13 protein-coding genes are annotated in these 13,520 nt (G+C 34.4%); 4 read left to right on the forward strand and 9 right to left on the reverse strand.

The window, feature by feature from the left end; genetic code table 11:
- Window positions 1–392: 392 nt before the first annotated feature.
- From LZQ00_RS01525 to LZQ00_RS01540, 4 genes are all read right to left on the reverse strand, one after another.
- Complete coding sequence (locus LZQ00_RS01525) at window positions 393–1,763, reverse strand: nucleoside permease (protein ID WP_234511321.1); 1,371 nt, start codon at window positions 1,761–1,763, stop codon at window positions 393–395.
- Window positions 1,764–1,807: 44 nt separating this feature from the next.
- Window positions 1,808–2,434, reverse strand: coding sequence for a bifunctional nuclease family protein (locus LZQ00_RS01530; RefSeq protein WP_234511323.1), 627 nt, complete (start codon window positions 2,432–2,434; stop codon window positions 1,808–1,810).
- Window positions 2,435–2,534: 100 nt separating this feature from the next.
- Window positions 2,535–3,509, reverse strand: a complete 975-nt coding sequence (locus LZQ00_RS01535) for an electron transfer flavoprotein subunit alpha/FixB family protein (protein WP_234511325.1) — start codon at window positions 3,507–3,509, stop codon at window positions 2,535–2,537.
- 21 nt (window positions 3,510–3,530) lie between these two features.
- On the reverse strand, window positions 3,531–4,268 hold the full coding sequence (locus LZQ00_RS01540) for an electron transfer flavoprotein subunit beta/FixA family protein (RefSeq protein WP_234511326.1): 738 nt from the start codon (window positions 4,266–4,268) through the stop codon (window positions 3,531–3,533).
- A 340-nt stretch (window positions 4,269–4,608) separates the two neighbouring features.
- Here LZQ00_RS01540 and LZQ00_RS01545 point away from each other — a divergent pair, with 340 nt between their 5' ends.
- Entirely contained in the window at window positions 4,609–4,944 is a 336-nt protein-coding gene (locus LZQ00_RS01545; RefSeq protein WP_234511327.1) for a tetratricopeptide repeat protein, read from the forward strand.
- 84 nt (window positions 4,945–5,028) lie between these two features.
- Window positions 5,029–5,442 carry a copper resistance protein NlpE gene (locus LZQ00_RS01550; protein WP_234511329.1) on the forward strand — a complete coding sequence of 138 codons (414 nt, stop codon included), beginning with the start codon at window positions 5,029–5,031 and terminating at the stop codon, window positions 5,440–5,442.
- Window positions 5,443–5,481: 39 nt separating this feature from the next.
- Here the strand turns inward: LZQ00_RS01550 and LZQ00_RS01555 are convergent, their stop codons facing one another.
- The 5 genes from LZQ00_RS01555 to mgrA all read right to left on the reverse strand — a co-directional run bounded on the left by LZQ00_RS01555 (window position 5,482) and on the right by mgrA (window position 11,130).
- Entirely contained in the window at window positions 5,482–6,609 is a 1,128-nt protein-coding gene (locus LZQ00_RS01555; RefSeq protein ID WP_234511330.1) for a cysteine desulfurase family protein, read from the reverse strand.
- A 50-nt stretch (window positions 6,610–6,659) separates the two neighbouring features.
- A complete protein-coding gene (lnt, locus tag LZQ00_RS01560) occupies window positions 6,660–8,288 on the reverse strand; it encodes an apolipoprotein N-acyltransferase (protein WP_234511332.1) in 1,629 nt (542 codons plus the stop codon).
- 2 nt (window positions 8,289–8,290) lie between these two features.
- Window positions 8,291–8,992 (reverse strand): PH domain-containing protein, encoded by a 702-nt coding sequence (locus LZQ00_RS01565; protein WP_234511334.1) that lies wholly within the window; start codon window positions 8,990–8,992, stop codon window positions 8,291–8,293.
- Window positions 8,993–9,035: 43 nt separating this feature from the next.
- On the reverse strand, window positions 9,036–9,701 hold the full coding sequence (rsmI, locus tag LZQ00_RS01570) for a 16S rRNA (cytidine(1402)-2'-O)-methyltransferase (RefSeq protein WP_234511336.1): 666 nt from the start codon (window positions 9,699–9,701) through the stop codon (window positions 9,036–9,038).
- Window positions 9,702–10,140: 439 nt separating this feature from the next.
- Window positions 10,141–11,130 carry an L-glyceraldehyde 3-phosphate reductase gene (gene mgrA / locus LZQ00_RS01575; protein WP_234511337.1) on the reverse strand — a complete coding sequence of 330 codons (990 nt, stop codon included), beginning with the start codon at window positions 11,128–11,130 and terminating at the stop codon, window positions 10,141–10,143.
- Between the two features lie 152 nt (window positions 11,131–11,282).
- On the opposite strand from mgrA, the gene serS reads away from it, so the two are divergent.
- Window positions 11,283–12,554 carry a serine--tRNA ligase gene (gene serS, locus LZQ00_RS01580; protein WP_234511339.1) on the forward strand — a complete coding sequence of 424 codons (1,272 nt, stop codon included), beginning with the start codon at window positions 11,283–11,285 and terminating at the stop codon, window positions 12,552–12,554.
- 550 nt (window positions 12,555–13,104) lie between these two features.
- Window positions 13,105–13,371, forward strand: a complete 267-nt coding sequence (locus LZQ00_RS01585) for a hypothetical protein (RefSeq protein WP_234511341.1) — start codon at window positions 13,105–13,107, stop codon at window positions 13,369–13,371.
- Window positions 13,372–13,520 lie beyond the last annotated feature (149 nt).

Here is a 13,520-nt window from a genome sequence, read left to right on the forward strand (position 1 = left end):
TGAAAGATTAAACATTCCTTAAGGCTAACTTAATATAGGTGGTCTACATTTGTATCAAGTAGTTTTTGATTCATATAGTAAGGGTTAATGTGGGATCTGTTGTGAAACATGTCCAAAATTTAGTTTGTTTTTTAATAAAGGTAGTCTTGTAAAAGATTACCTTTATTTTTTTATAACAAGACTTTCATATATAAACTTCGTACATCATCAAAGGAGGGACTTTCAAATATTTTCTAATTCTTTTGAAAGAGCTATTGTAACAAACAATCACATAAATCAAATAGTATCATAGTTCTCTACTTGTATTTTATTTATGGATAAAACACTATCCGAGATAAAGAAAGATCGTTTTCGGAGAAATAGAAACAGCCATTTATCGAATGGCTGTTTTATTATTTAGCGTTAAGGGGTACGTTTTTATCATGTTTATGCTTAAAAAGAATAGCAAATAGAATCGCTACGATTAATGTATAAACAGAAAAAACGAGCCAGATATGATGCCAATCTTTTAATAGTATGTCATGGTCAAATATTCCATTTTGAAAATTAATCTTTCTTTTAGTTAACCAATTCAAGAGTCTAGGATTATCAGGTGTTGTTTCTAAACGAATGGCCAAATCATGCAAATTGTTGTATGATTTTGTGTAGTATTTATCTATAATCCATCCAGAGGCCAGACTACCAAATACAGCACCAAAACCATTAGTCATCATCATAAACAACCCTTGAGCAGAACTTCTGATTTGGGAATTCGTAGATGTTTCAACAAATAGAGAGCCTGAAATATTGAAGAAGTCAAAAGCCATTCCGTAAACAATACAAGAAAGAATAATCATCCATAAACCAGATGAAGGATCTCCATAAGCGAATAGTCCAAAACGGAGTACCCAAGCAAACATAGAGATAAGCATGACTTTTTTGATTCCAAATCTTTTCAAGAAAAACGGAATTGCTAAAATGAATAAGGTTTCTGAAATTTGGGAAATCGACATGATAATAGTCGAATATTTTATGACGAATGAATTTGCATATTTTGGGAAAAACTTAAATTCATCTAAAAAAACATCACCATAAGCATTCGTTAATTGAAGCGCCGCACCTAAAAGCATTGAAAAGATAAAGAACAATGCCATTTTATAGTTGCTAAATAATTTGAAAGCTTCCAATCCCAATGTTCTTATCAAAGATGAATTTTCGTTCTTAATGTTTCTTGGGGGGCATTTCGGAATAGTAAAAGAAAATAAGCCTAATCCTACGGCAGCTGCTCCTGCTATGTAAAACTGCATACCCGTCGCCTTGCTTCCTGTTAAGTTAACAATCCACATTGCAGCAATAAATCCAACCGTTCCCCACACTCGAATAGGGGGGAATGCCTTCACTAAATCATATTTACCTTGGGTTAGAACTGTGTATGCAATTGAATTTGATAATGCAAGTGTAGGCATATAAAAGCACATGGCTAATAGCATGGCATAGAAAAAAGCAGAGGGATCATTTATTTGTGGTAAATAAAAAAGAACAGCAGCATATAGAAGATGAAGAACTAAATATAATTTCTCCGCATTTATCCATCGATCAGCAATAATTCCAATTATGGTTGGCATAAACAAAGATGCAAATCCCATTGTTGCAAAAATAGCTCCGAATTGAGTTCCGTCCCATTGTTTGGTGCCAAACCAGTAGTTTGCTATTGTAATCAACCAAGCTCCCCACACAAAAAACTGAAGGAAGTTCATAATGGTCAACCGTAATTTAATAGACATAAATAAAGTATAGTTGAGTTTGTTTTTCTTTGAGGATTAATTCGTTATTTTCTTCGCGAAATCTCATCACGAATTAAAGCTGCTTGCTCATAATTTTCATCAATAAGGGATTGATTGAGTACAGTTTTTAATTGTTCGTCTGTAAGACTTGAGAAAGGATTTTGTACCTCTGCTTTTTTTGTGGCTTCTTGTTTTATCTCATCTTCCACGATTTCTCCTTTTACTGCATTTTCAAGGTTGTCAAGAAAAGCAAACTCATTACCTTCAATGACAATACCTGCAGAAGCCAATATGAAATCATAGGTGTAAATAGGAGCTCCAAAACGTACAGCTAAAGCAACAGCATCTGAAGTACGGGCATCTATCTCTACAACTTTATCTCCATCTGAGCAGATAATCTTAGCATAGAATATACCTTCGATTAAGTTGTAGATAAGAACTTCTTCAAAATTGATGTGAAAAGATTCTGCAAAACTTTGAAATAAATCATGTGTTAGGGGACGACTAGGAATCATTTTTTCTATTCTAATCGCGATAGCTTGTGCCTCGTGACTTCCGATAATAATCGGTAGACGACGATTCCCTCCAGACTCACCTAAAACTAATGCATATGCTCCAGATTGTGTCTGACTGTAGGATAAGCCAACGATGTCTAACTTGATTTTCTTCATTATAATACCCTTCTTACGGTTTACAAATATGCGAATATTCGAAGCAAAAAAAAACTCCATTCACAATAAATTTATGAATGGAGTTTTTATAGGAGGAAATTTATAGTCCTTTATAAGCTTTTAAAGCCGAAATTAATTTAGGAACAACGTCAAAAGCGTCGCCTATAATACCATAATCTGCTACTTTAAAAAAAGGCGCTTCAGGATCTTTATTAATCACAACAATCGTTTTTGAGGAACTTACTCCTGCTAAATGTTGAATGGCACCAGAAATGCCAATAGCAATATACAAGTTAGGACTCACGACAATTCCTGTTTGTCCTACGTGCTCCGAGTGAGGTCTCCATCCTGCATCAGATACAGGTTTAGAACAAGCTGTTGCAGCGCCTAAGACATTGGCTAATTCTTCAATCATCGCCCAGTTTTCGGGACCTTTCAAACCTCTACCTGCAGATACAACAATATCAGCCTCTGGTAAAGATATTTTATCTGTAGCCCTAACAATTTCTTTCACAATTGTACTGAAATCCGAAGCATCAACACTTGGAGTATAATTTTCGATTGCAGCAGATACCTCTGATTCTTTTACTTCAAAAGAATTTGGATTTAAAGCGATTACTTTTATAGCAGAAGTTAGTGCTACAAATGAGAATGCTTTACCTGAGAAAGCACCAGTCTTCACTTGTAGATTTTGACCATTTATGGTTGGTAATTCAATCGCACCATCTGCTAAGGCTGCATTTAATTTTGCAGCAATACGTGGAGCTAAGCCCTTCCCTGAAAAGGAATTTGATAACACAACCACAGATGCATCATTTGCTTTTGATGCATCAACGATGATAGCAGCATAAGCCTGGTTGACAAATGATTTTAATTGCTCTGTATTTACACTCAAAACTTTGCTTGCACCGTATTTGCCCAATTGACTCAATTGAGCTTCTTCTACATTTCCGATAGATATTGCAATAACCTGATTTTGCGTTTGATTAGCGATAGCTTTAGCATAGGAAACAGCTTCGAACGCTGATTTCTTAAACTTACCATCTGTATTTTCTACATATACTAATATTGACATGTTTTTTCTTTTAAATGTTGATTAAATTACTTTTGCTTTTTCGTGCAAAAGAGCTACTAATTTTTCCACGTCTCCAGCATCCACTAAGGTGACAGTACCGCGAGGTTCTGGAGTCTCAAATTTTACAATTTGTGATAGTTGAGCGACTTCAAGAGGTTCAATCACATCTAAAGGTTTTGTTCTTGCGCTCATAATACCTCTCATGTTCGGAATTTTAGTTTCAGCAACACCTTCAGCTGTACCAATGACAGCAGGTAAGTTTAACGTTAATACTTCCTTTCCACCTTCGATTTCGCGTTCTACGGTTGCCGTATTTCCATCTATATCTAGTTTTTTACTGATGGAGACAGAAGGGATGTTTAGAAGTGAGGCTACAAAGCCAGCTACTTGTGCACCATTATAATCAATGGATTCTCTTCCTGTTAATATAAGATCAAAGTTGTTTTCTTTCGCATAATGAGCAATTTGATTGGCTACAAACCAAGCGTCCCTAGGGGTTGCATTTACGCGGATTGCATTGTCTGCACCTGTTGCCAAGGCTTTACGAATGGTAGCATCAGTACTTGCATCTCCAACTGTAATAACAGTTACAGAACCTTTTCCTCCTTCTGCTAAATCTATTGCTTTTGATAAGGCAATCTCATCATATGGATTCACAATGTATTGTACACCCGCACTATTAAAAGCGGTGTTGTCATTGGTGAACGTAATTTTTGAAGTAGTGTCGGGGACATTACTTATGCAGACTAATATTTTCATAATTTATTACCGTTTTATACAAACCTACTATAATTTAGGTTAAATGTAAAGATAATTTAGGAGAGTAGGATATGAATGAATAGTGAATATTCAATTTTGTTTTTATTAAAATTAAAGGCTTATTTGTCTAAATTATCGAATTTTATATTCGTTAAATGTGTATATTTTACGAATTATATAATTTTTATTTCAATTTTTCTAAATTTCTACCTGATTATTCATTCGTCAATATTCCGTCATTTTTATATGCTAGCATAGTATTTTGTTTTCAATCTTTGATTTTTAGCTTCTCCAATTATTTATAACTTTACAGGTGTAAAATTTATAAAATTGAAAATACATGACAGCTGATCGTTTGCAACAATTACTGGACTTTTTGAAGGATTCTCCTCAAGATCCTTTTTTGAAATATGCTTTAGCTACAGAATATTTAAAGTTGGGAAATCAGGGAGAAGCGCTTAATGGCTACCTGGACTTAATTGCCAATCATGAAGATTATGTAGGAACCTATTATCATCTTGGTAAACTGTACGAAAAACTGAACCAATTGGAAGATGCGCGGGAGATTTATAAAAAGGGAATGTTGATTACCCAACAAAAACGTAATATGCATGCGTTAAGTGAGTTACGTGGAGCCTTGAGTTTGCTTGATGGCGACGATGAAGATGAGTATTAACACTTTTTTAACATTTAACATTTAATTTTTGGTATTCATTTTGAGTATAACTTCTTAGGATCTTGAGGAGGAGTTATAAAGAAGATGAAAAGGCTGTTTATTTTACTATTATCTATACTATTTGTCTTTACAGCATGTGACAATCAGCGTAAAGGAGCTGAACTTATAAAAGACAAAGAGCACAGAAATGCAGATTTGAATAATCTGAGTGGTGATTACATGGGCGTTATGCCTTGTGCTGATTGTGATGGTATTGAAACGGTCTTGAAATTAAATAAAAATTTTTCTTATAGCTATTCATCCAAGTATTTGAATAAAAGTGATGAGGTGTTTGTGAAGGATGGAAAATGGAAATTTGAAAATAATATCATTACGCTTGAGGGAGTCGATTATAAATTTAAATTGGGAGATACAAAACTCTTACAATTGGATTTAGCAGGTAATGAGATCGGAGGAGAGTTGGCTGATAATTATAAGTTGGAAAAAATGAAAGAGTAATAAAAAAGCCTTCATGAAGGCTTTTTCTATGAAGTTATTTTATTTGCATAACTCTTTCAAATGATTGACTACAAAATCAATTTCGGCTCTTGTATTATTTCTAGAGAATGAAAAGCGAACTGAAGGTCGTGTTCCATCAGCCTTAATAGCGCCCAATACATGCGAACCAATATCAGTCCCTGAACTACAAGCACTACCTCCTGAACAAGAAATACCTGCAATATCTAAATTAAACAATAACATGTCTGCCATCTCTGTGCAGGGGAAAGATACATTCAAAACCGTATAGAGCGATTTATTTGCTACTGTTACACCATTAAATTTGATATCTGGAATTGCAGATTGTAATTGTTCCATCATATAGGTTTTTAAACCTTGTATATAGGCAGCGTGCTCTTCCATATGTTGATAGCTAAGTTCAAGTGCCTTAGCTAAACCTGCTATGCCGTATACATTCTCTGTACCACCACGCATATTACGTTCTTGCGCTCCTCCATAAATCATTGGTTTGATTTTGTTGTTCGCATTGATATATAGAAAACCAACACCTTTCGGACCATGAAATTTATGTGCAGCACCTGTAATAAAATCAATTTTTAATTTACTTAAATCATGTGGATAATGTCCCATAGTTTGGACCGTATCTGAATGAAGGACAGCATTGTATTTTTGACAGATTTCAGAAATTTTTTCAATATCATTTATATTCCCCAATTCATTATTAGCATGCATGATGGAAACAAATGTTCTTGGGTTTTGGGCTAATAATTCTTCCAATTGATTTAAATCAATATTCCCCTCCGCATCTACTTGTAATAAATCGAGATGAACTTTTCCCAACTTTTGTATTTCTTCTAAGGTATGTAATACAGCGTGGTGCTCAATTGGTGTTGTAATAGCATGCGTGATACCAAAATCCAAGATAGAACGTACGATTGCCATATTATCTGCTTCAGTACCTCCTGAGGTAAAGAATATTTCAGAGGGTGAGGTTTTTAATATATGGGCAATTGTTTTACGAGATTTCTCAACAATTGTTTTTACTTGTCGACCATGTGAATGAATAGACGATGGATTACCAAAATTATTTTCCATCGTGTCTATCATGACACGAATCACTTCTGGATCTAGTGCTGTAGTTGCAGCATTATCAAAATATACTTGCATAGTGCACAAAATTAAGTAAAAGTAGGTTTACTTACTGTGCTACATGATAATTATTTAATAAAATTGCTTGCTTTTGATTTTTTAAAAAAAGTTAATACACCGAGGATAGCAATGAGTAGACCTAAATAAGCAAATAAGTCACCTGTGCGCGTGTAGAGCGTTAATTCCTCATTTAGATTAATTTCTTGTGTCAAAGCGGTTGGTTCCCACCATTTTGTTTTTTGGACAATATCACCTCTTTGATTAATAAATGCTGAAATACCGGTATTGGCAGACCTTGCTACCCATCTACGGTTTTCTATTGCCCTTAATTTTGCATAATCTAAATGTTGATCTTTACCAGAGGTGTTTCCCCACCAACCATCATTGGTTATGATAGCAATAAATTGAGCTCCTTGTTTGATGTATTGCGTTACATAGGATCCCCAAATCGATTCATAGCAGATAATTGGAGCGGCACCAATACCACTTTGAGCATAAAAGACTGTTGGTGCATCTTGTTTTCCATATCCTCCAGTCGTACCTCCAAATGCTTTAAACAATGGTTTTAGAAAATTAATAGCAGAACCAAAAGGCATCTGCTCTACACCTGGAACCAATTTTGATTTATGGTAGAATTGTAGTTTTGATGAGAAATCAATTAAGGTAGCTGCATTGAAATTGTCTTGGTATACTTTCGGCGCAACTTCTCTTGCAGATAAGGTTCTTTGATCATTGTACAACCTGTAACTTTCTATTCCGGATAGCACATTACCATTTTTATACTGATCCAAAAAACGTATAATGGAATCAAATGTTGTTGTACTTCTAAAATTCTCTTCATCAAAATCACCTTGTTGTGATAAAGCGGTTTCAGGCCAAATGAAAAACTCCGTATTGGGTTTGGCCACAGATCGAGACAGTTGCATTAATGTATTTAGCTGCTCTTCTGGTGAAATATAACCAAACTTTCCAAATGGATCGATGTTGGGTTGAACCGTTACGATTTGGGAAGGATTGATATGCTCTTCATATGTGCAATAACGAATAATTGAGTATGTAGATGGAACAGCCAATAGTAAAATAAGCGCAATTTTTGTGGCTTTCGGTCTTCTTAAAGATGCTATTTCCTTTTTGTTCAGATAAAGCAGGAAAATCAAAATATTGCTTAACCAAATCCACATGCTTCCACCATATACACCCGTAAATTCGTACCATTGGATTAACTGATGAAAAGTTGCAAATCCATTGCCTAAGGTCATCCAAGGGAAAGCTAAATCCCATGATTGATGGAGATATTCATAAGCTATCCAAAAACCTAATAGACCAATTAAAGAAAGGAAAATAGAGACTTTCTTACGCATTTGATAATATAAACGAAATGCGATAGCCATCAAAAAAGATCCTAAACAAAAAGGAATTAATGAAATAAAAACAGCGATATACCAAGGCATAACTGCCGAGATCGAATTATATACCCAATAAATGGAAGCCGTATTCCACACGATAGTGGTTAATCCTGCTGTCAGAAATACTTTTTTACCTTTTTTTGTAAAACTTTCATTTCTAATGATATTTTCAATAGCAATGAGCAATGGAAGAAAAGCTATTAATAATATAGGGCTAGTGTATGGGATAGGGGGCCATCCCAACCATAGTAAAAAGGCACTTAAAAGTGCCAGTAAATATTGGTTTCTCACGATTAAATTTGAGATAAAATTTCGTTTTTCTTGTTTTCGTATTCAGCTTGTGTAATTAATTGTTTGTCAAATAAGCTTTTCAGTTTTCGAAGCTTTAAGGTTATTTCATCATCATCTTCCTCTATTTTGGGAGCTGGAGACTCAACTATAGCAGGGATAATAATAGGTTCTCTTATCGCCTCTTTCACCGGTTCGATCACTGAATTATTTTGTACGACTTCCTCTTCAACAGGTTGATGAATTTCAAACGTAGGTGCAGGTTGAATGGGAGGTGTGGTTACAATAAACTTTTCTTTCTCTAGTGCAATTTCTTTCAATTTAGAAGTTTCAAGTGCCCCTTTAATTAATTGATATAATTTTCTAGCCTGAATCTTAGGGATATAGTCAATACTTAGATTCTCACCAGTAAAAGGAATAACGGTTACCTTAGAACCAAATATTTCTTCCTTAAAGGCGATGTCTTTAATATCTTTCCAGCTGAATATCTCAAAATCAGTTGCTAAACCTAATTTTGTGAACTCACACATGAAAATACGCTTATTACTAATGGTGATACTATCAGGAAGGATTGTAACAGCAGGTTTCTTTTGCACTGCAATATAATCAATATGCTCCCCATCAGTCATCATATCTTGCAATTTGACAACTAATTTTTCAATTATTTTTATGTCTTGGCCATCTATGGCGAAAAGTTCAAAGTTCATGTTATAGCTATTTAAATATGAGAATAAACAAAGAGGTTGAAAATTATTCTAATCCTCCTACACAAAATACAAATTCTCCTTTAATTGGATTGTTTTCAAAATGTAATTTTAATTCTGTTAAAGTCCCTCTGACATTTTCTTCGAACAGCTTACTTATTTCTCTTGAAATGGAGGCTTGCCTATCTGCTCCAAAAACTTCAATAAATTCGTCTATCGTTTTTAAGACACGATGTGGTGATTCGTAAAAGATCATTGTTCTTTTTTCTTCGGCTAAAAATTTCATTCGTGTTTGACGACCTTTTTTAACGGGAAGAAAACCTTCAAAACAAAAACGATCATTAGGAAGTCCAGAATTGACAAGAGCAGGAACAAATGCTGTAGCTCCTGGTAGACATTGTACTTCAAGTCCTTCTTTTATAGCCTCTCGCACTAATAAAAACCCTGGATCCGAAATAGCTGGAGTACCCGCATCGGAAATGAGCGCGATATTTTGACCTTCTTTTAAAAATTTAATGATTTCAGAAACAGCTTTATGTTCATTATGTTGATGGTGAGCAAATACTTTTTTCTCAATTTCAAAATGTTTTAAAAGTGGCGCACTCGTACGTGTATCTTCAGCAAGAATAACATCAGCCTCTTTTAGCACACGAATGGCGCGAAAAGTCATGTCTTCTAAATTGCCAATTGGCGTTGGAACTAAATAAAGCATGTACAAAGGTAAGTTTTTTTTGATAATTGTATTCAAGACTTTATGCGTTCATTTTCCATTATAAGTTTCCCGTTTTGGATGGGAATCTGCATCATAAACATCCTAATATTATTTTAAGTTACATCGGTTATTTTTTAGATTTTAGCGCTTTTATATTGATCTAAACGATCTGGACATTGGGTGATAACAGTTCCAATATAAAAAGTACTATTTAATAAAATACATACATAATACTCAAAATAAGAGTGAGAAAAACATGTGGTTCAAAAGATTAATTTCATAATCTTTTGAACCATATGTTTTTCTTTAAGCACGATCGTAATGTGCTCTTTATATGTTGGAGAATCTATGATTGAATGTTCAGAATATTCAATCTCTTTTCAGATACTTTCTTTAAGCAAAGATGTTCTATCAGCGTACAAAATCAATATAGGTTAAGCTATGATAAAATCAAGTCAATGCTATTCAACTCCTCTGTTGAAAAGTGTTGATTTTTTACAGCATCCACAGCATCTTGTATCTGAGCAACTTTACTCGCACCAATCAATACAGAAGTAACCTGAGGTTTATTCAACAACCAGGATACGGCCATTTGTGCTAGTTTTTGATTTCTTTGGGATGCGATCTCATTTAAAGCTTTAATTCTTTCTATTTTTTCTGCAGTAATATCACTCTCATGTAGAGAAATACTAGAAGAAGCTGCTCGAGAATCTTTAGGTATGCCGTGCAGATATTTATCTGTCAATAAGCCTTGTGCCAATGGTGAAAAGGGAATACAGCCGACTGCTTCTTCTGTCAATAAATCCAATAAACTTTCTTCAACCCAACGCTCAAATAAAGAATACTTTGGTTGGTGGATCAAACAAGGAGTACCCATTTGTTTCAATAAATCAACGGCACGTTTTGCTTCTGGAGTTTTATAGTTCGAAATACCAACATATAGTGCTTTCCCTTGTTGAACGAGTAAATGTAAAGCTGCCATTGTTTCTTCTAACGGTGTTTCAGGATCGGGTCTATGGTGATAGAAAATATCCACATAGTCAAGTTTCATTCTCTTTAAGCTTTGATCAAGACTTGACACCAAATACTTTTTGGATCCCCAGTCTCCATAAGGTCCATCCCACATGGTGTATCCAGCCTTAGAAGAAATAATCATTTCATCTCGATGTCCGCTAAAATCTGTTTGTAATATTTTCCCGAAATTTTCTTCTGCAGAGCCTGGAGGCGGACCATAATTATTCGCAAGATCAAAATGCGTGATTCCTGCGTCAAATGCTGTTTGAATTAATTTACGACTATTTTCAAAATCATTGATATGTCCAAAATTCTGCCATAACCCTAATGAAATCGCAGATAATTTAATGCCCGAATTACCTGAACGACGGTATTCCATTTGTTGATATCGATTACTTGCTGCTGTATACTGCATATTATAATTTTCAATTAAAGATTTCCAAAGGCAATTTACAAGTTATCTGAATTAAATATATACTTAGCTGCAAAAATGATTTTAATTTTAAATTACTACTTATTAATTGCAGTTCACTTGTTATCTTTGTTCCTTTAAAAACACATACAATTATGTTGCAATTGAATTATATCCGTGAAAACAGGGATAAGGTAATCGAGAGATTAGGAGCCAAAAATTTCAAGGAAACTGGATTAGTCGATGAGATCATCAATTTAGATGAACAACGTCGTAAAATTCAATCTGAGTCAGATGCCCTTTCAGCTGAAGCCAATTCATCCGCAAAAAAAATCGGAGAATTGATGCGTCAAGGTCAAAAAGAAGAAGCTGAAACCGTAAAATCTCAATCCTCTGGATATAAGGAACAAATCAAGCAATTGACAGAGCAATTAGCAGAAGTGGAGCAGGATTTAAATGCAAAAATTGTTCAACTTCCAAATTTACCCCATACGTCAGTTCCTTTAGGGGTATCTGCTGATGACAATGAAGTGGTATTGGAACATGGAGATGTACCAACATTAGCTGATGATGCATCTTCACATTGGGATTTGCTGACAAAATATGATATTGTTGATTTAGAGCTTGGAGTAAAAGTTACGGGAGCGGGGTTCCCAGTTTATAAAGGAAAAGGAGCCAGATTACAACGCGCATTAATTAACTTTTTCTTGGATGAAGCTGCTCAAGTAGGTTATGAAGAAGTACAGGTGCCAATTTTGGTTAACGAAGCCTCTGCTTTTGCAACAGGTCAGTTACCGGACAAGGAAGGTCAAATGTATCATGTAACAAATGATGATTTGTATTTAATTCCAACTGCTGAAGTTCCAGTTACCAATATATATCGTGATGTTATCGTTAAGGAAGAGCAATTCCCGATTAAACACTGCGCTTATACTCCTTGTTTTCGTCGTGAAGCGGGATCTTACGGTGCACATGTTCGTGGATTGAATCGTTTACATCAATTTGATAAAGTAGAAACTGTACAGATTGTTCATCCAGATCAATCCTACGCTGTATTAGAAGAAATGAGTAATTATGTACAAGGGCTATTGCAAAAATTAGAATTGCCCTATCGGGTATTACGTCTTTGCGGTGGTGATATGAGTTTTACAGCAGCCTTGACATATGATTTGGAAGTGTATAGTGCAGCTCAAAAACGTTGGTTAGAAGTATCTTCAGTTTCTAATTTCGAAACTTACCAATCCAACAGATTAAAAGTAAGGTTTAAAAATAAAGAAGGTAAAATGCAATTGGCTCATACTTTAAATGGGTCAGCGTTAGCCTTGCCTCGTATTGTAGCATCTTTATTAGAAAATAATCAAACAGAAAAAGGAATTAAAATCCCAAAAGTGTTAATCCCATATACTGGTTTTGAATATATTGATTAAAAGATACGCACAAAAATAGGAAGGGATGCAAAATTTTGTATCCCTTTTTTTATGCTAATTTAAGGTAAGCGTACTGTTAAAATTTTGTTAAAATAGAATTATACCGTATAAAATTCTGCTGTAGAGGTTTTTTGTGAAAATTTAATTTCTTTTAATATTTTTTGCTATTTTAATAATAGACCATCTTCTTATTTGCATTTGTTTGGGTAAAAAAACTTTTCTATTAAAATACTTGCAACAACAACTTCAACTTTATATATTTGCTATCCGTTTTTAGCATGTCACGCATGTTACTGATCATACTACCACATTATTTATCGTAAATTTTAGAAAGAAAAATTTACAGATCCTCGTTGAGTCGAATTTTAACACGTGTTTACTCTTGTGTTTTCGATTTTCAGACTATTGAATCTGTTTATGACATTAAAGAATATTCCTGTGAGAGTAGGGGTGTTTTGTTTTGACTTTAAAGTTGTATTAACACTTAAGGTGAACATTATTTAATATGAATATGATTTATTAATATATATTAATTAACGAAATCAATAATATGAAACAAACATTACTTAGTTTTCTTGTAGGGGGGATGATACTTTCATCAGTGACATTCGCTCAAGAAAAAAAGATTAGTGGACGTGTTACATCAGCAACTGGTCAGGCAGTACCTGGTGTTAAACAAAACAATATCAACTTCGCCCTTTCTTCGGACTTTCTTCTAACTTCCAGTACTCTTTTACCGTCCTTTCACCACTTTTTTACCATAGTTGACTCGGGGAAAAGGCGGTGCAACAGCGGAAAAATAGTTGTCCAGATGTAGTGAAATTTAGAAGTTGGTTAGAAGAAAGTCCGAAGAGGGTTAGGGGGTGGTATCATTGAATTTCAATAGTTTTATAGTAAAATTTCAGATTAAAGGTATGATCAAAGGAGTGATCCAAAGATATTGTTAATTCTCAAGGGATTGAATGA

The sequence above is a fragment of the Sphingobacterium sp. SRCM116780 genome (genome assembly GCF_021442025.1).
GTDB lineage: Bacteria > Bacteroidota > Bacteroidia > Sphingobacteriales > Sphingobacteriaceae > Sphingobacterium.

Coding starts and splice junctions, on each gene's coding strand:
- LZQ00_RS01525 (WP_234511321.1), bottom strand. CDS start 1,763: ATGTCTATTAAATTACGGTTGACCATTATGAACTTCCTTCAGTTTTTT.
- LZQ00_RS01530 (WP_234511323.1), bottom strand. CDS start 2,434: ATGAAGAAAATCAAGTTAGACATCGTTGGCTTATCCTACAGTCAGACA.
- LZQ00_RS01535 (WP_234511325.1), bottom strand. CDS start 3,509: ATGTCAATATTAGTATATGTAGAAAATACAGATGGTAAGTTTAAGAAA.
- LZQ00_RS01540 (WP_234511326.1), bottom strand. CDS start 4,268: ATGAAAATATTAGTCTGCATAAGTAATGTCCCCGACACTACTTCAAAA.
- LZQ00_RS01545 (WP_234511327.1), top strand. CDS start 4,609: ATGACAGCTGATCGTTTGCAACAATTACTGGACTTTTTGAAGGATTCT.
- LZQ00_RS01550 (WP_234511329.1), top strand. CDS start 5,029: ATGAAAAGGCTGTTTATTTTACTATTATCTATACTATTTGTCTTTACA.
- LZQ00_RS01555 (WP_234511330.1), bottom strand. CDS start 6,609: ATGCAAGTATATTTTGATAATGCTGCAACTACAGCACTAGATCCAGAA.
- LZQ00_RS01565 (WP_234511334.1), bottom strand. CDS start 8,992: ATGAACTTTGAACTTTTCGCCATAGATGGCCAAGACATAAAAATAATT.
- rsmI (WP_234511336.1), bottom strand. CDS start 9,701: ATGCTTTATTTAGTTCCAACGCCAATTGGCAATTTAGAAGACATGACT.
- mgrA (WP_234511337.1), bottom strand. CDS start 11,130: ATGCAGTATACAGCAGCAAGTAATCGATATCAACAAATGGAATACCGT.
- serS (WP_234511339.1), top strand. CDS start 11,283: ATGTTGCAATTGAATTATATCCGTGAAAACAGGGATAAGGTAATCGAG.
- LZQ00_RS01585 (WP_234511341.1), top strand. CDS start 13,105: ATGAAACAAACATTACTTAGTTTTCTTGTAGGGGGGATGATACTTTCA.